The following is a 16,837-nucleotide window of genomic DNA, read 5'->3' as shown; positions in this document are numbered from 1 at the left end:
GTGAAGCTTAAACCACCAGATATCAAGCGGTTGCTAGCCCTAAAAAAGTTACAATCGGGGAGAAGTAATGATCAAAGCCAATAAAGGCGTGATTCCCACCTGATTCTACTGTTTGCCGACAAGGGGTGTAATAGGCAACCGCTTGACGGTAGTCGAGGATCTCATCCCCGGTTTGCTGCAATAACCAGAGTAAATCCGGTGATTCCAGCTTTTCAATCTGCATAGCTTTCAGATCATAAATATGTCGAGACTCTAACACATATTGTTGCCCGGTGTAGGGGTTCTCATTCTCGCCCAGATAATCATTAAGCAGCTCAAATGGCCGCACTGCCGGGTTCACAACCACTGCGGGAATACTCAAACGCTGGGAAAGCCAAGTGGCAAAATAACCACCAAGGGAGGAACCTACGATGCCAATGGATTGCCCGGCTTTGTCCATCACAATACTTTCCAGCATTTCTGCTGCCTCCGCCGGATAGGGCGGCAATTGGGGTATCAGCATTTCAATATGAGGATGATGCTCTTGCAACCAACTTTTGAAGGTGGTGGCCTTCGCCGAGCTGGGGGAGCTATTAAAGCCGTGAATATATAGAAGCGTACTCATCAATAACCATCCGAGTCCATGTCCGGGCAGAACTCATCACTGGCTAACCGACGAACCTCAGTTTCAAGTATTCCATCAGGCAGTAAATCGAGGTAGCGCCATCCCGGGGCCACAGTATCAAGTGTAAAATTAGTACAGTGCGGTTTGAACTGCACACAAGTAGAAGGGCTGGCTAGCAAGCGCTTACCATACCAGTCGAGATCCAAATCCTGATGGATATGACCACACAATAATGTCGTCACACGTGGATAGCGAGTCAGTACTGCTGCAAGCATATGTGCATTACGCAGACTGTGCTGATCAAGCCAAGTGCAGCCCGACGGCATAGGATGATGATGCAATAATACCAGTGTATAGCGTTCTGGATGTGCCACCAGGCAACGTTCCATCCACTCCAACTGATAGTCACTCAGTTCACCATAAGGTACGCCAAAGACCTGGCTGTCTAACAAAAGAATTTGCCAGTTATCCCCGACCAAAACATGCTTTGAAGGCGCAATACCCGCATCCGCCAAAGCATCGACCATCGCGGGTTGGAAGTCATGATTACCGGGGAGCCATACGCAAGGCGCAGACAAACGTGAGATGCCTTTCGCAAAATTCTGATAAGCGGCAACAGAGTGATCCTGAGCCAAATCGCCAGTCGCAACAATAAGATCAAAGGGGTGCTGCTCAGCAATAATCGCATCCAACACAGCGCGATAACTGCGGGAAGTATTTACACCCAGCAAGGTCTCATGTTCACCCGCAAAGAGGTGGGTATCTGTTATTTGTAAAATTCTGACCTTGGCCCCACTCGCCATAGGCAGTTTAAACAGGCTTTCCAAATGGTGTCCTTGTTTTTGTACCTTTCCCAACCAGAGTTATCAGATCTGTAGGCAAGGCGATAAGTCTGTCTAACAAACCGGAACTGCCACTGCTCCATGCGCCAAACAATAGCGCAACCAGTCAGCAAGAAACTGGTTAATTTGATGCTTTTCGTCCCGCTGATGCAACTTTTTATTCGGATAATCATAACTTGCTTTGAAGCGGGAGATCTGCTGACTGGCACACACTTCCGCGACCTGCGCATCATGATAAAGCCGCACTACCATTGAGGGCAGGCTCCAATGGCTCACCGTAGGCTTGGTTTGTACTATCTCTACTACAGAAGTGTAGCGGGTCGATTCAATAATTGTCAGTTGATAGCTGGCGCCATTCACCTGATAAGCCACACTTTCGCCCACTTCGTCGATGCGCGGTATCAAACGACGCAATTGTGCGAAATTTGTTTCGCATACTCGCATCATTTCAGGAAAATCAGGTGTGTAGCGCTTAACCATTATTATGCTCGCTTTTTTTACAACTGCCATTCTGCTCTCAGGGATTGATGGTGCAACGCCAACCATTGTAATGCAATGATGGAGGCTGCGTTATCAATAGCACCTTCCTCAACCCAACGACAAGCCTGTTCGCGGCTGACAACGTGCACTCGAATATCTTCATTTTCATCTGCCAACCCATGAATACCGCTTGCAGTTGTCGCATCGACTTCACCGACCATGATAGATAAACGCTCACTGGTCCCCCCTGGGCTGGCTAAATAACTGAGCACGGGTTTACAACGACCAATATCAATTCCCGCTTCTTCTTGGGCTTCGCGACGAGCGACTTCTTCGACGCTTTCGCCCTCTTCAACCATTCCGGCTATCATTTCTAATAACCAAGGTGATGGGCTGCTGTCAATCGCAGCGATTCGCAATTGTTCGACCAATACCACTTCGTCGCGCACAGGATCATATGCCAATAACACCGCAGCATGACCACGCTCAAAAATTTCGCGTTTGACCTCCCCACTCATTTCGCCATTAAACAGACGGTGACGAAACCGGTATAAATTCAGTGAAAAAAAACCACGGTACAGTGTTTCACGTGCAATAATTTCCACATCATTCTTGTCGAAGGTCACCGGTGAGGGTTGTTTTGATGTCATTGCGTTATCTCCTTACTTAAGTATCTAACCTGAATTGTGATTTTTGATGACACCTAAATGACATCACACAAGGCTGATAACTGTGCAATCATACATTTCATTAGTCATGCTTTTTTATTAAAAATATCACCGCACCTTGGACTTCAAGCCATATCCTGACAGACTTAACGCAGGCTACAAGATTTTAAAATAGCAGGCATCATTAGTTGATAAAAATCAGTTAATAGATAGAAATGAGTGGGTGAACAAAAATTAGCGGTTTGATAAATACGTTTTTATAGTGATGATTTGATAATCGGTAGTTTGATAAACAGGGTGCGATACAGGTTAGTTGTCTGAATACTCATTTAGGTTTGTGATAGATTTAAGTAAATTTAGGCGAGATGGCACAATCAGCCACCTTATCCCATTGGCAGACTCTGATAGAATCGGCAACAATTCGTCTATCGACAGCTACCATAGTAATATTTGCCGCATAAATGCTGCACAACAAGGACTGCAAATGAAGAAACTGCTCCCCCTTCTTATCGGGCTGAGTCTGGCTGGTTTCAGTACCATGAGCCAGGCAGAGAACTTGCTGCAAGTTTATAAGCAAGCCAGGGATAGTAACCCGGATTTACGCAAATCAGCGGCTGACCGCGATGCTGCATATGAAAAAATTAATGAAGCTCGCAGCCCGTTGTTACCACAGCTTGGTTTAGGTGCGGGTTACACTCATACCAATGGTTTCCGCGATGCTTCTGATAATCCAGATAGCAATGCAACGTCAGGTTCTCTGCAACTGACCCAAACTATTTTTGATATGTCTAAATGGCGCGCGCTGACTTTACAAGAGAAAGCCGCAGGTATTCAGGACGTCACATTCCAGACCAGCGAACAACAACTGATTCTGGATACAGCTACAGCTTATTTTGCTGTTCTAAACGCCATTGATACTCTGTCTTATACCGAAGCGCAGAAGCAGTCTGTTTACCGCCAGTTAGACCAAACAACCCAGCGCTTTAATGTGGGTTTAGTGGCCATTACTGACGTGCAGAACGCCCGTGCCAGCTACGATACCGTATTAGCGGATGAAGTGACCGCGCGTAATAATCTGGATAACGCACTGGAAAACCTGCGGCAGATTACGGGGGTTTATTATCCTGAACTGGCGTCACTGAATGTCGATCGTTTGAAGACTGAACGCCCACAAGCCGTCAATAACCTGTTGAAAGATGCTGAGAAACGTAACCTTTCTTTGCTTTCTGCCCGTTTGAGTCAAGACTTGGCTCGTGAGCAGATTAAATCAGCAGAAACGGGCTATATGCCAACAATCGATTTGACCGCTTCATCTTCCGTTACCAATACCCGTTACAGCGGGGGCACACCAAGCACCCAGCAAGTGAATACAGATGCAGGTCAAAACAAAATTGGCGTACAACTGAGCTTACCTCTGTATAGCGGTGGTGCGACGAATTCTGCGGTGAAACAAGCGCAATATAATTTCGTCGGTGCCAGTGAGCAGTTAGAAAGTGCCCACCGCAGTGTGGTGCAAACGGTGCGTTCCTCATTCAATAACATTTCAGCCTCAATCAGCAGTATTAAGGCCTATGAGCAAGTGGTCATTTCCAACCAAAGCTCATTGGATGCCATGGAAGCGGGCTATCAGGTGGGGACTCGTACCATCCTGGACGTACTGACTGCAACAACTAACTTGTATCAGTCCAAACAGCAACTCGCTAATGCACGTTATAATTATCTGATTAATCAGTTAAATATAAAATCTGCACTGGGCACGCTGAACATGAATGACCTGATGGAACTGAATGGCGTATTGGATAAACCTGTTCCAACCTCAGCCACCAGTTTAGCGCCAGACAATGCCAATCAGAATGCTTATGCCGATGGCACCAGCACTCAGTCAGCACCGCGCGCGACCACCGTTAGCCAGTCAACAACCACAACACCGGCTGCGACACGTAACGGTAATCCATTCCGTAACTGATTTTTATTGGTGTGGACTCTCCGGGCACAGTATCCAAGCTGTGCCCGGTTTATTTTTATTTCCCCCTCTTTTGTCGCTAAGCACTTTTTATCAATGAAAAAAGTGAAGTTACCTACAGCATTTCGTATAACTTTGTAAAGTCTGCTACTCATCAGCCCTCACGCTTTAATTTCATACACATTTCCCCTATTCTTAGGACACTAACTGGGAAAGGGCATTGAAGGCCCGGAAATGAGATAAATAACGATGAAACGGACTCAAAACATTAATCAAGAGACTTTCCGTAAATCCTGGCGCAGTTACCGCCTCGCGCCAGTAGCTTTAGCGGTCAGTGCCGTATTTATGCTGGCAGGCTGTGAAAAAACCGATGAAACCGTCTCTTTGTACCAAAACGCTGATGATTGTTCTCAGGCGAATCCGTCAAAAAGTGCGGAGTGCACCACCGCATACAACACGGCATTGCAGGAAGCCGCTAAAACTGCGCCTAAATATGCAACCCGTGAAGACTGCGTTGCAGAATTTGGTGAGTCACAGTGTACTCAGGCTCCAGCACAAGCGGGCATGGTTCCTACCTCTTCACCGTCTTCTGAAACTACAGCGGCAGCACCACAACAAAGCGGCAGCATGTGGATGCCATTGATGGCCGGTTATATGATGGGCCGGATGATGGGAGGCGGCGCAAGCCAGCCATTATTCACCTCAAAAGCGCCAAATAGCCCTGCCAATGGCAAGTTTGTCGATGCGACAGGTAAAAACTTTGGTTCAGCCACCACAGGCCGCACCATGACAGTACCGAGAACGGCAATGGCACCGAAACCTGCGGTGACGAATACCATCACCCGTGGTGGTTTTGGCGAGTCAGTTGCCAAGCAGTCTTCTATGCAACGTAGTGCGGCAACATCATCTAAAAGCAGCACTCGTAGTATGGGCGGCTAAGGTCTAATTAATGAAACGTTTAGCGATTAGCGAACGCCCGGACTGGCGCGAAAAAGCCACCGAATTCGGTTTCCGTTTTCACACCATGTATGGCGAACCGTACTGGTGTGAAGATGCATATTACGAATTCACACTCGCACAAATTGAAGAGTTGGAAGATACCACCGCTGAATTGCATCAAATGTGTTTGCAAGTGGTTGATAAAGTGGTGAATAGCGACCAACTAATGGCGAAGTTCCGCATCCCAAAACATTGCTGGGATTTTGTCCGCAGTTCATGGCGAACCAATCAGCCATCGCTCTACTCTCGCCTTGATTTGGCCTATGACGGTGTTAACCCAGCGAAATTGCTGGAAAATAATGCAGATACGCCAACGTCATTGTATGAAGCCGCCTTTTTCCAATGGTTATGGCTGGAAGACCAGATCAATGCGGGTAATTTGAGTCAGGATTCCGACCAATACAACAGCATGCAAGAAAAGCTGATTGAGCGTTTTGCTGATTTGCGCGACAACCATGGTTTTAGTTTGCTGCATCTGGCCTGCTGTCAGGACAGTGAAGAAGATCGCGGTACCGTGCAATATCTGCAAGATTGCGCACTGGAAGCCGGTTTGCCTACTGAATTTATGTTTATGGAAGAGATAGGCTTAGGGGAGAAAGGGCAATTTACTGACTTGGATAATCAGGTTATCAGTAATTTGTTCAAGCTCTATCCGTGGGAATTTATGTTCCGCGAAATGTTTTCTACCAAGCTGGAAGATGCTGGCGTACGCTGGTTGGAACCGGCCTGGAAGAGCATTATCTCCAATAAAGCGTTGCTTCCTTTGCTGTGGGAGATGTTCCCTAATCACCCTAACTTGTTGCCTGCTTATTTTGCTGAAGATGATCATCCTGCCATGGATCATTATGTCACCAAGCCGCTATTTTCACGGGAAGGCGCCAATATTCAGATAGTAGAAAACGGCAAAGAGGTGGCTCGAGTTGATGGGCCATACGGTGAGGAAGGCATGATTGTTCAGCAATTCCATCCACTGCCTAAGTTTGGTGACAGCTATACGTTGATTGGCAGTTGGCTGGTCAACGATCAACCCTGTGGTATTGGTTTGCGTGAAGATCGCGAACTGATCACCCAAGATCTGTCGCGTTTTTACCCCCATATTATTTTAGGGTAAGAGCACACCATTAAAGTAAGGGAAAGCATCGGCTTTCCCTTACCATTTTTAACAAGTTGCTTTTATTGCTCAGTGACTCGTGGGGTGACTGCAACGATGGTTCACCCCAACAGCTCAGGCCGTTACGACCCATTCGGTACATTCCCCCCATCTGCCGAGAGGCGTAGCGAGCTAAATCAATCTGGGTGCGCCCAGCGCGGAGTGCCTGAGTATATACGTACCGAGCACTCTGCTATCTCAGAGTGACGACGCGCAGTGGCCTATCTGTACCGACAACATACTCAACGACCCCATCTCAATCCCATCTGTCGGAATCGAAATCGGCTCTTTACCATCCCAACTCCCCAACACATACAGTAATGGTAAGTAATGCTCTGGTGATGGGTTGGATAACTCAGCCCCATCATGCTGCATAAAGTTAACCAATGGATGGTTATCACCTTGATAATTCAGGTTATCACGTACAAATTGGTTGAACGACTCAGCCCATGGATATGGGTTACTCTCCCCCTGCCATCTGACCATACGCAAGTTATGCACCACGTTACCACTGGCAACAATCATCACACCCTGATCACGTAGCACCGCCAGTTTACGGCCTAATTCATAGTGGTATTCTGCCGGTTGCGTGCCATCAATACTCAGTTGCACGACAGGAATATCAGCCTCAGGATACATTTTGATCAATACCCCCCAACTCCCGTGGTCCAAGCCCCACTCACTGGTATCAGCTCGCACAGCAATAGGTGCTAGTAATTGTTGAATCTGTGCCGCCAATGCAGGGGAACCCGGGGCCGGATATTGGGTATCAAACAGTGCCTGTGGGAATCCACCAAAATCATGAATAGTCCGAGGTTTATCCATGGCAGTGACTGCTGTACCACGGGTATACCAGTGGGCAGAAATAGCCAGAATTGCCTTAGGACGCGGTAATGTCTCACCCAACGCACGCCATGCCTGAGTGTAACTGTTTTCTTCCAGCACGTTCATCGGGCTACCGTGGCCGAGAAACAGTGCAGGCATACGAGAGGTGTTCATAAAAAATCCTTACTGTTAAGAAAAAGAGTGGCGCTAAACCATAGGGAATACATTACGCGCTTTTTTTTCATTACACAGCCGGATAACAGTGATGAAGATATTCAATAAATTTGAAGGGAAAAATAGAGGAGGAAATACCGTTAAAATACCGAGGCGGTAGAAAATCACCGGGCAGCAGTCTATTCAAGAAAATAACGGCAACCCGGTGTATGAGCCACAAGATCAAGAGGCAATATCAGTTGATATTGCCATCAGAAGTTAGCTGGCTTTTTTAGCTTGGGACTGAAGATATTCAGCCAAGTCATCAATTGTCACGACAGGCATATCATGCAATTTGGCGAACTCAATCACTTCTGGTGCATGTGCCATGCTGCCATCGTCATTGGTCAGTTCGCACAATACGCCAGCTGGTTTGTACCCTGCCAGCGTGGCCAAATCGATAGATGCTTCGGTGTGACCACGGCGAGTTAACACACCGCCCGGTTGGCCGCGCAGCGGGAAGACATGCCCAGGGCGATTAAGGTCAGCAGGTTTCGCGTTATCAGCAATGGCAGCCCGGATAGTCGTCAAACGGTCCGCAGCAGAAACCCCAGTAGTTACACCTTTAGCCGCTTCAATTGTCACGGTAAATGCCGTCTGGAACTGGCTAGAGTTGTGGGTGACCATCATTGGCAAATCAAGCTGTTGACGGCGTTCATCAGTGATACACAGGCACACAATGCCACTGCCATGGCGAATAGTCAGCGCCATCTGCTCAACAGTCATTGCTTCGGCAGCAAAGACTATATCGCCTTCGTTTTCACGACTTTCGTCATCCAACACCATAACGCCACGGCCTTGACGCAGAGCATCAATAGCTCGTTCTACACGCTCAACAGGCGTGCCAAAATCTGATAGAAGGGTCTGATTCATGGTAAAAAACCTCATTAAAATTATGGATTACCAGAATCAGGGCGGTCTTGAGGAGTAAATGGCCATTTTTCTATCTTGATTTAAACAATAGAAATAGCCGAAATAACGCAAGCGAGCCATAGGCCCGGCAAATACCGTTACTCTCTCCCATCCGGACTATAACCGTCGGCCCCGGAATTACACCGGATCTGCTGACCTCTACCTCGCTCTCATTAACAAGAGAGACAACGTGAGCGCTCGCGGGCTTTTGCACAGCGACACAGGAATGCCACAACACAATTTACCGCCGGTGGGGACTTGCACCCCGCCCTGAGAATAAGCTCTACGACTATAGCGCTATTGATTCGCTGGGGCAATTACCAAAATGTAGATGTGTGGAGGTTTATACAATTTGCATCTGGCATTACACTAGAGAAGGTAACTACACATCTAATTAGGGAAACACCATGATTGACCCGAAAAAAATTGAACAAATCGCCCGCCAGGTGCATGAGTCTATGCCGAAAGGTATTCGCGAATTCGGGGACGACGTCGAAAAGAAAATCCGCATGGTGCTGCAATCGCAGTTAACCCGTCTGGATTTGGTTAATCGTGAAGAGTTCGACGTACAAACTCAGGTATTGCTGCGCACCAGAGAAAAATTAGCGTTGCTGGAGCAGCGTATGGGCGAGCTAGAAGCCAAATTTAACAGTGCTCCTGCCGTGAGTGATGAGAAAACTGGCGAATAATCATTCGATTATGATAAGGGCGCTCTAATCGCGCCCTACGTTGATGCTTATGACGGTATAGCCTGTCCACGAAACCTCGACATCAGCATCCACAACAATGCAAACATCAGCAAGGCGTATAAGCTTTTCCAGCCAATCATAACCAGCAATATGCAACACAACACACTACCAATCACCGACATCACCCGCGAGCGCCCCTTTAGTAAACGAATCCCCGCCAGCATGCACAGCAAATAAATCAGTACAAAAATACCATTGGCGTAAACAATCAGCAGATCCAGTGGTAGAGATAACCCGTAAATCAGCAAGGCAAAAGTCAGACAACTACCGACCACCGCAGTGAGCGCATTAACCGGTGTTTTCCCAGCGGAGAGCTGCGCCAATTTACTTTGTGGGCGCACCTGAGCTTGTGACCAGACCATGCGAGCAAAGCTCTGGGTGTAGATATTGACACTGGCAAAGCAAGCTAAATAACCAATAATGCAGGCAATCCACAGCGCATGTGCACCAAAGAGTTGCACCACAATATTGGGCAGTGAAGCTGCTGCGGCCTGCTGTTCACCATAGGCATGGAAATGCAGCACAGCGACGGTACATCCCCAGTACACTGCGCCAGCAACCAGTAACCCAACTATTAAGGCTCGAGGAAAATCACGTTCAGGATGGCGAAACTCTGTGGCCAGATGCGCGAAAGCTTCTAACCCGACAAAACACCAAAACATCACTGCCAGTGCGCTAAACATATTTGGCGGGGAAATATCGTGCACTGCGGGCCAGGGTATTTGCGATGGGTGAATATCCCCCTGCCACCAAATAGCCACCACCAGCGCGATGACCAACAAAGCGATCAGGGTTTGCACGTTGGCACTAGACCCAGCACTGCGAGTCCCCAGCAGCCAAATAACCAGCAAGGTCATCAGTTGTACCATCAACAGCCCGGTATCGCTCCAGCCAAAAGTCGCCTGCCAAAAACCGGCAGCAATTTGTAGCGCAGCAGGTAAACCAACCGGAATGACAGATAAAAATAGCCAGCCGGTCACTTTCCCAAGCTTAGGGCCGAATGCCATCGTGACAAAATGAGCCGCGCCCCCTGCACTGGGAAAGTGGCGGCCTAAAGCGGCAAAAGCGATAGCAATCGGAAAGACCAGCACAATCAGCACCGGCCAAGCCCACAGACTGTCGTCACCTGCCAGCATTGCGGCCAACGCAGGGACGGCAAAGACGCCAGTTCCCAGCAGTGAGGTGGATAGCAACCCGACTCCTTGTGCCAGGCTTAACTCCTGTTTTAGTCCCACTTCACCGCCTTTTTCTATACCTAATCTATAATACCCAAAGTCATTGGAGTGGCAGGTAGGCAGCAAGCAAACACATCCCGATGAGCTTACTCAAGTAAGTGATTCGGGTAAGTACGCGCAGCTAACACCCCTGCAACTTCAAGGCCGAAGGGTATTTAGCCGCGGCCATTCTTGATTGACTGAATAATATTGGTGGTAGAAACACCATCTTCAAAATTCAACACCTTAACTTCACCACCGGCGGCCCAAACTTCTGCACTACCGGCAATCTCATCTGGCTTGTAATCGCCGCCTTTCACCAGCAAGTCCGGCAAAATATCAGCAATTAAGCGCTGTGGCGTATCTTCTTCAAATGGTACAACCCAATCCACTGCTTCCAACGCGCCCAAAACAATCATGCGCTGATCCAATGGATTCACTGGGCGTTTTTCGCCTTTCAGCCGCTTAGTTGAGGCATCGCTGTTAACTGCAACAATCAGGCGATCGCCCAATTTGCGAGCATTGGCTAAGTAGGAAACATGACCGGCATGGAGAATGTCAAAAATGCCATTGGTCATGACCACTTTTTCACCACGCTGGCGGGCCTGCATCACCGCTTTTTTCAGTTGCTGCTCATCCATCACGCCGAAACCTGTTTCAGCTCGGCCACGGATAGCATTTTCCAACTCAATGGGAGAGACCGTCGAAGTCCCTAACTTACCAACCACAACGCCAGCGGCAGCATTGGCCAAGAAGCATGACTCTTCAAGTGTATTTCCCGCCGCCAATGCAGCAGCCAGTACCCCAATCACCGTATCGCCGGCCCCAGTCACATCAAATACTTCCTGCGCCTGAGTCGGTAAATGCAGCGGTTTTTTCCCGGGTTGTAGCAGTGTCATCCCTTGTTCGGAGCGAGTTACCAGCAAGGCTGAAAGCTCAAAATCAGCCACCAGCTTCATACCCCGGCTGACCAACTCCTCTTCGTTTTTACAGTGGCCAACCACCGCTTCGAACTCAGATAAATTAGGTGTCAGTAGGGTTGCGCCGCGATAACGTTCAAAATCGCTACCTTTAGGATCGATAAGAACCGGCACTTTTGCTTTACGCGCCAGTTGGATCATTGGCTGCACGCTGTTCAATGCACCTTTCGCGTAGTCGGACAGTACCAGTGCGCCAATCTGCGGCAGTGCTTGTTGAATGCGTTCAAAGATAGGCTGAGGATCAACCCCATCAAAACCTTCTTCAAAATCCAAGCGGATCAGTTGCTGGTTACGGGAAAGCACTCTCAGCTTGGTAATCGTTGGGTGAGTTGGCACCGAGACAAAATCGCAACGAACCTGAACTTCATTGAGTTTGCTGGTCAATGCGCGCGCAGCATCATCAATACCAGTCAATCCAACGAGCCGGGAGATTGCACCAAGGGAGGCGATGTTCATCGCAACGTTTGCAGCACCACCGGGACGTTCTTCGATGGTATCCACTTTCACGACCGGCACCGGTGCTTCTGGTGAGATTCGGCTGGTTGGGCCATACCAATAACGGTCTAACATGACATCACCAACGACTAATACACCCGCGCGGCGAAAATCAGGCAGCGTGACTTTCATACGTTAGCCCCCCAAAGTGAGCTGTTATTAACCCCGAAAACACACATCCCTTCGCTCCAATTTTGTATTTGTTATACCCAATACTACGACTTGAAAGATAGCGGGTATATAGGGTGCTGGATAATATCACAGACACCTTATATCCCATTAATAACTGGAATTTATACGTTCACAGGTGCAGCAACCAGCCATTTGTGCCAGCTTGCAGCCACTTGTTCTCTTTCTGTGATAAAGCTATCAGCCGAGACTTTGCTCGATTGCTCCTGCAAAGCTAGATGATGAATTTCATCACGCATGGTGACATAAGCCCGCGTCAGTGCTGCTGCTTCCTCAGGTGCCATAATGTCGTAATTGGCCATCAACTCAAAAATACGCACATTATCAGACCAGCGGGTCAGGCGTGGTTCGGTGGCGGCATAGCGCAACACCAGATATTGCGCAATAAACTCAATATCAGTAATCCCCCCCTCATCCGCTTTGATATCAAAAACATCGCGCTGCTTACTGCCCAAATGTGTACGCATTTTCTCACGCATTTCGCGAACTTCTTGCTGCAACTGTGGATCTTCACGATGGCGGCAAAGAATTTGCTGGCGGATAGTATCAAACTGTTGATGTAACGCAGGATCGCCATAGACAATTCTGGCTCGAACCAACGCCTGATGCTCCCAAGTCCAGGCTTCATTCTGCTGATAATCAGCAAAGGCCTCAACGGTACTCACCAGCATGCCAGCTTCACCGGATGGCCGCAGTCGCGCATCGACCTCATACAAAATACCTGATGAAGTACGAGTGCTGAACAAATGCATCACGCGCTGCGCCAAACGCAGATAAAACTGGCGGCCATCGATACTGCGCTCGCCGTCAGTCATCACATCCAACGGGCAATCCAGTAAGAAGACCAAATCCAAGTCTGAGCTATAACCCAGTTCCCACCCCCCCAGTTTGCCGTAACCAATGACAGCAAAACCACGGCCTTCACGCTGCTGCAAATGGCTAGGCTGACCATAGCGCGCGACCATCTGGCCCCACGCTTGTTGGATAACCGCATCAATAATAGCTTCAGCCAGATAGGTTAAGTGATCACTTACTTTCATGACCGGCAGAGCCTCAGTGATATCTCCTGCGGCGATACGTAGTTGCTGGGCCTGTTTAAACTGGCGCAACGCCTCCAACTGCTGTTCTTCATCATCTTCTGGCACCCGCAGCAAATATTGGCGTAATTCATCGCGGTAAGCGCCGGGATCCAATGGCTGATAGAACGATTGCGGATCGAGCAATTCATCTAATAACAGCGGATAGCGCGCCAATTGGCTGGCGACCATCGGAGAGGCAGAGCATAGGCGAATAACATGTTTTAGTGCCGCATGGTACTCCACCAGCAATTCCAGATAAGTCGTCCGCGTGACGATACTCAGCAACAATTGAATCAGACGACGCAGGGCAATATTGGCATCCGGGCGTGGACAGATTTCAGCAAACAGCCTCGGCATTAGCTGATCCAGTACCTCGCGGCCACGCGGGCCAATGGTGCGTTTATCGACATCATGGCGAAAATCATGAATAGTGATCAGCAACTGGCTACGAGCAGCTTCATCTAAAAGCGGAGTCAATGGTGCTAAATCACGCTCTTCCAGCGCATCCTGCCATAAACTTTTATATAAACCATGGCAAGGATCTTCGCCGATATCAGGGGTATCATCGCCAATTAGGTCATCAAAAACCAAGCGCACACTCTGCATATGCTGCTCTAGTGCACGATTCATCTCCGCCCAATTTGCAAACCCCATGCCCCACGCTAATCGGGCCTGATTCAGTGAATCACTGGGGAGTGTCTGGGTTTGTTCGTCGCCAATGGCTTGCAGTAAATTCTCTAGCCGACGCAAAAATAGATAACTGTCACTCAGATAAACCACCTGCTGCTCAGGCAATAACCCCAGTTCAGCCACCGCCTGTAAGGTCGGCAGTAAAGCCCGCTGCTGTAAACGCGGCTCACGACCTCCGCGAATAAGCTGGAACACCTGCGTAATAAATTCAATTTCGCGGATCCCTCCGGCCCCTAGCTTGATATTATCTTTCAGGCCGCGACGTCGGACTTCACGAGCAATCATCCCTTTCATGTTACGCAGCGACTGAATCACGCTGAAATCGATATAGCGCCGAAAGACAAAAGGCCGCAAAGTCTGACGTAATTCTTGACTGTAATGATCTTCGGCACCGCCCATCAGGCGAGCTTTAACCATGGCATAGCGTTCCCAGTCACGCCCCTGTTCTTGGTAATAATCCTCCAGTGCGGCAAAACTCAGCACCAGTGGGCCACTGTCACCAAACGGGCGCAAACGCATATCCACCCGATAGACAAAACCGTCTATCGTTTGCTGATCCAGCGCCTTAATAAGCCTTTGGCCTAAACGCGTGAAAAACTGCGCATTATCGAATTGGCGGCGTCCCCCCTGTGTTTGACCATTTTCAGGGTAAGCAAAAATCAGATCGATATCTGACGAGAAATTCAACTCGCCCCCGCCTAATTTCCCCATCCCCAAAATCAGCAAAGGTTGTGGTTCACCCTGACTGTTCGTTGGCGTACCGAACTCTCGACAACAAGCCTGATACAACCAATCACGTGCAGCAATAATAATACTTTCAGCCAGCCAACTTAGCTGCTGTAAAGTATCGGTCGTCGTGCTGGTTTGCTGTGCCTGTGACCACGCAATTCGCACCATAATCCGGCGACGAAACAGCCGCAATGCCGCTAACAGCGCTGCTTCGTCTTGAATTTCAGCCAGTGCCTGACTTAGCCACTGGGGGTAATATTGCCATTCATCAGCTTGCGGCGGTTGCTGATGCAGCTCGTCCAGCCATTCAGGGTGAATCAGTAACATGTCACTGACAAAATCACTCAACACCAATACCGCAATATCTTCATCGGTTAATACCGGACAAACCGGCAGTTCCTGAAAACGCTGTACAATGTTTTGCGCCTGCACCTGTAGTTCTGATGAAAGTGGCAACATTTCGAATTCCTATATAAAAACAGCCTGCAAAAGCAGGCTGTTCATCATTTAGCGGGCAGCACCATTGCGCCAAAAAGCGGGCTGAGATAAGGCTTCCTTACGGGCGGTATCGCGCCAATGTCCTTGACGCTCCATAATCGCCTGTTGCAAGCCAAACCAGCCATCAATATATGGATGCCATTCATTCTGTGGGTAAAAGCCAGAGAGTAATTGGAAAGACATAATCTGCCGATTTAAACGCGGAAGCTGTGCCAAATAACCGTCGTCGTCCAGATTATGTGCAAAAGCCTCTTTTAAGTCTGCAGCACTCCGACTCAGCATGATGTCGCAGAAACGTTTAAATGAACCATCGAACTTGGTCAATGCTTTGGCATCCATAAATGGCCGCCAGGCAGAAGTCACCAGCCACGATGTGAGCGCTAACTTACATTTAAGGTAATCAGCGCTGTAACACAGTAATTCTGCATTGGCATTTTTCGGCTCTAACTGTGGCTCTAATGCAATCAATAACGCGCGCAACTCAGTGCTAGCCTTACGTGGCACTAATCCACCGAAAATCGCCAGTGACTGGCGAATCATCGCCAATGCTTCAACAATCATTGCTTTAGCCGCAGGCTCACCACGCAACCATAACTCTTCGTGGTATTGCCAGTGATCCAGAGCCATTTCCAACCCAGCGACCATCCCCTGCTCAACGGTTGATTTTGGTGCTGGCTGCAACACTAATAGCGGGTGCAATTCACGTGGTGGATTGCCTTGTGCTAAATGATAACCACGTGCCGCTTTACTCAGATTGCCCTGACGCAGACCGCCGATTTGCGCCAATTCAGTGGCTAACGCCAGTAAATCCGCCTGATGGCCGTGTTTGAGTTCTAGCTCAATTTCACTTAGTGGCTCTGACAGTTCAACTGCATTATCTGCGCTGTTAGACGAAATAGTACCTTGGTCAAGAGCAAGCTCTATCTCGCTCTCACCGTAAGTAATTACCCACTTCTCACGAGTGAAATCCGTGCGAAACAGAGGCTGTAATTCGGCTTGTAGCGCCTTTACATCCCAACCTTCAGGCCAAATGTCGGCAGGGAAACGGGCCAAATCGAGTTCATCGCTATCAATGTCAACATTGTATTCAGGACGTTGATGTAAACCACCGACAACTTTACCGCCGGTCTTTACCGTCATTTCATAACGGCCATCATAACCACGAATGCGTAAACCAATATCATGTTGGCGCAGACGATTATCCGCCGTTTCAAAGTAGATATTAGTCAATGTTTGCGGCGCTGAATGCTGGCTTTGCCAAGACGCGATTTGCGCTGGCAAAGCGGCAATGGCCGCAGGAGTAGCAATAAATTTCAATTCTATTTCAACGGTCATAATTTCATTCACACCGGTATGTTGCGAGATTACGGGCATTATGCCTTTTTTGTGGTGATTTGCCTGTTTTACACAGATAAGCCCACGCGGCAGCCCCAAGTCAAACCCTATTTTAACCTGTTTTAGCGGGTCTGCCCTAAGGCTTCATAAGACAAATTTTCATCGCGGTTAAAATGAGCAGTAAAATGGCTAAAGCCGCGCTGGCTATGAGAGTAAGATAGTT

At 48.6% G+C, this 16,837-nt stretch carries 14 protein-coding genes and 1 riboswitch; of the genes, 4 read left to right on the top strand and 10 right to left on the bottom strand.

Annotated features, from left to right (window positions below; translation table 11 throughout):
• Positions 1-22: 22 nt before the first annotated feature.
• The 4 genes from yqiA to nudF form a co-directional block, all read right to left on the bottom strand.
• Positions 23-604, bottom strand: coding sequence for an esterase YqiA (gene yqiA / locus HUZ92_RS01160; protein WP_174846767.1), 582 nt, complete (start codon positions 602-604; stop codon positions 23-25).
• Entirely contained in the window at positions 604-1,431 is an 828-nt protein-coding gene (cpdA, locus tag HUZ92_RS01155; protein WP_050097782.1) for a 3',5'-cyclic-AMP phosphodiesterase, read from the bottom strand. Before cpdA ends, yqiA begins: the two co-directional genes overlap by 1 nt.
• Positions 1,432-1,500: 69 nt before the next feature.
• Positions 1,501-1,926, bottom strand: coding sequence for a DUF1249 family protein (locus HUZ92_RS01150; protein ID WP_050098142.1), 426 nt, complete (start codon positions 1,924-1,926; stop codon positions 1,501-1,503).
• 17 nt (positions 1,927-1,943) lie between these two features.
• A complete protein-coding gene (gene nudF, locus HUZ92_RS01145; protein WP_050097781.1) occupies positions 1,944-2,576 on the bottom strand; it encodes an ADP-ribose diphosphatase in 633 nt (210 codons plus the stop codon).
• 502 nt (positions 2,577-3,078) lie between these two features.
• Here nudF and tolC point away from each other — a divergent pair.
• The 3 genes from tolC (at position 3,079) to HUZ92_RS01130 (ending at position 6,667) form a co-directional block, all read left to right on the top strand.
• A complete protein-coding gene (gene tolC, locus HUZ92_RS01140) occupies positions 3,079-4,560 on the top strand; it encodes an outer membrane channel protein TolC (RefSeq protein ID WP_050097780.1) in 1,482 nt (493 codons plus the stop codon).
• A 246-nt stretch (positions 4,561-4,806) separates the two neighbouring features.
• A complete protein-coding gene (locus HUZ92_RS01135) occupies positions 4,807-5,496 on the top strand; it encodes a DUF1190 family protein (RefSeq protein ID WP_050097779.1) in 690 nt (229 codons plus the stop codon).
• Positions 5,497-5,506: 10 nt separating this feature from the next.
• Positions 5,507-6,667, top strand: a complete 1,161-nt coding sequence (locus HUZ92_RS01130) for a glutathionylspermidine synthase family protein (protein ID WP_050097778.1) — start codon at positions 5,507-5,509, stop codon at positions 6,665-6,667.
• Positions 6,668-6,904: 237 nt separating this feature from the next.
• Here the strand turns inward: HUZ92_RS01130 and ygiD are convergent, their stop codons facing one another.
• Positions 6,905-7,705 carry a 4,5-DOPA-extradiol-dioxygenase gene (ygiD, locus tag HUZ92_RS01125; protein ID WP_050296208.1) on the bottom strand — a complete coding sequence of 267 codons (801 nt, stop codon included), beginning with the start codon at positions 7,703-7,705 and terminating at the stop codon, positions 6,905-6,907.
• A gap of 258 nt (positions 7,706-7,963) precedes the next feature.
• Positions 7,964-8,617 (bottom strand): 3,4-dihydroxy-2-butanone-4-phosphate synthase, encoded by a 654-nt coding sequence (gene ribB, locus HUZ92_RS01120; RefSeq protein ID WP_050097776.1) that lies wholly within the window; start codon positions 8,615-8,617, stop codon positions 7,964-7,966.
• A 135-nt stretch (positions 8,618-8,752) separates the two neighbouring features.
• Positions 8,753-8,938: riboswitch (FMN riboswitch) on the bottom strand.
• Between the two features lie 125 nt (positions 8,939-9,063).
• Here ribB and ubiK point away from each other — a divergent pair.
• Entirely contained in the window at positions 9,064-9,345 is a 282-nt protein-coding gene (gene ubiK / locus HUZ92_RS01115) for a ubiquinone biosynthesis accessory factor UbiK (RefSeq protein WP_050097775.1), read from the top strand.
• Positions 9,346-9,392: 47 nt separating this feature from the next.
• Here the strand turns inward: ubiK and yjeH are convergent, their stop codons facing one another.
• The 4 genes from yjeH to HUZ92_RS01095 form a co-directional block, all read right to left on the bottom strand.
• Complete coding sequence (yjeH, locus tag HUZ92_RS01110; RefSeq protein WP_050097774.1) at positions 9,393-10,640, bottom strand: L-methionine/branched-chain amino acid transporter; 1,248 nt, start codon at positions 10,638-10,640, stop codon at positions 9,393-9,395.
• 155 nt (positions 10,641-10,795) lie between these two features.
• Positions 10,796-12,226 carry a bifunctional D-glycero-beta-D-manno-heptose-7-phosphate kinase/D-glycero-beta-D-manno-heptose 1-phosphate adenylyltransferase HldE gene (gene hldE, locus HUZ92_RS01105; protein ID WP_050097773.1) on the bottom strand — a complete coding sequence of 477 codons (1,431 nt, stop codon included), beginning with the start codon at positions 12,224-12,226 and terminating at the stop codon, positions 10,796-10,798.
• A 161-nt stretch (positions 12,227-12,387) separates the two neighbouring features.
• A complete protein-coding gene (glnE, locus tag HUZ92_RS01100) occupies positions 12,388-15,240 on the bottom strand; it encodes a bifunctional [glutamate--ammonia ligase]-adenylyl-L-tyrosine phosphorylase/[glutamate--ammonia-ligase] adenylyltransferase (protein ID WP_050097772.1) in 2,853 nt (950 codons plus the stop codon).
• Between the two features lie 48 nt (positions 15,241-15,288).
• Positions 15,289-16,614 carry a CYTH domain-containing protein gene (locus tag HUZ92_RS01095; protein WP_050098141.1) on the bottom strand — a complete coding sequence of 442 codons (1,326 nt, stop codon included), beginning with the start codon at positions 16,612-16,614 and terminating at the stop codon, positions 15,289-15,291.
• Positions 16,615-16,837 lie beyond the last annotated feature (223 nt).

The sequence above is a fragment of the Yersinia vastinensis genome, from assembly GCF_902726565.1.
Taxonomy (GTDB): Bacteria; Pseudomonadota; Gammaproteobacteria; order Enterobacterales; family Enterobacteriaceae; genus Yersinia; species Yersinia vastinensis.
Note: the sequence above shows the minus strand (reverse complement) of the source record. Positions and strands in the feature narration are given on the sequence as shown.

Bases quoted from the DNA above. Each gene is read 5' to 3' on its own strand.
- HUZ92_RS01095 (WP_050098141.1), bottom strand. From the start codon at position 16,614: ATGACCGTTGAAATAGAATTGAAATTTATTGCTACTCCTGCGGCCATT.
- hldE (WP_050097773.1), bottom strand. From the start codon at position 12,226: ATGAAAGTCACGCTGCCTGATTTTCGCCGCGCGGGTGTATTAGTCGTT.
- HUZ92_RS01150 (WP_050098142.1), bottom strand. From the start codon at position 1,926: ATGGTTAAGCGCTACACACCTGATTTTCCTGAAATGATGCGAGTATGC.
- ribB (WP_050097776.1), bottom strand. From the start codon at position 8,617: ATGAATCAGACCCTTCTATCAGATTTTGGCACGCCTGTTGAGCGTGTA.
- ygiD (WP_050296208.1), bottom strand. From the start codon at position 7,705: ATGAACACCTCTCGTATGCCTGCACTGTTTCTCGGCCACGGTAGCCCG.
- glnE (WP_050097772.1), bottom strand. From the start codon at position 15,240: ATGTTGCCACTTTCATCAGAACTACAGGTGCAGGCGCAAAACATTGTA.
- HUZ92_RS01130 (WP_050097778.1), top strand. From the start codon at position 5,507: ATGAAACGTTTAGCGATTAGCGAACGCCCGGACTGGCGCGAAAAAGCC.
- nudF (WP_050097781.1), bottom strand. From the start codon at position 2,576: ATGACATCAAAACAACCCTCACCGGTGACCTTCGACAAGAATGATGTG.
- yqiA (WP_174846767.1), bottom strand. From the start codon at position 604: ATGAGTACGCTTCTATATATTCACGGCTTTAATAGCTCCCCCAGCTCG.
- ubiK (WP_050097775.1), top strand. From the start codon at position 9,064: ATGATTGACCCGAAAAAAATTGAACAAATCGCCCGCCAGGTGCATGAG.
- tolC (WP_050097780.1), top strand. From the start codon at position 3,079: ATGAAGAAACTGCTCCCCCTTCTTATCGGGCTGAGTCTGGCTGGTTTC.
- HUZ92_RS01135 (WP_050097779.1), top strand. From the start codon at position 4,807: ATGAAACGGACTCAAAACATTAATCAAGAGACTTTCCGTAAATCCTGG.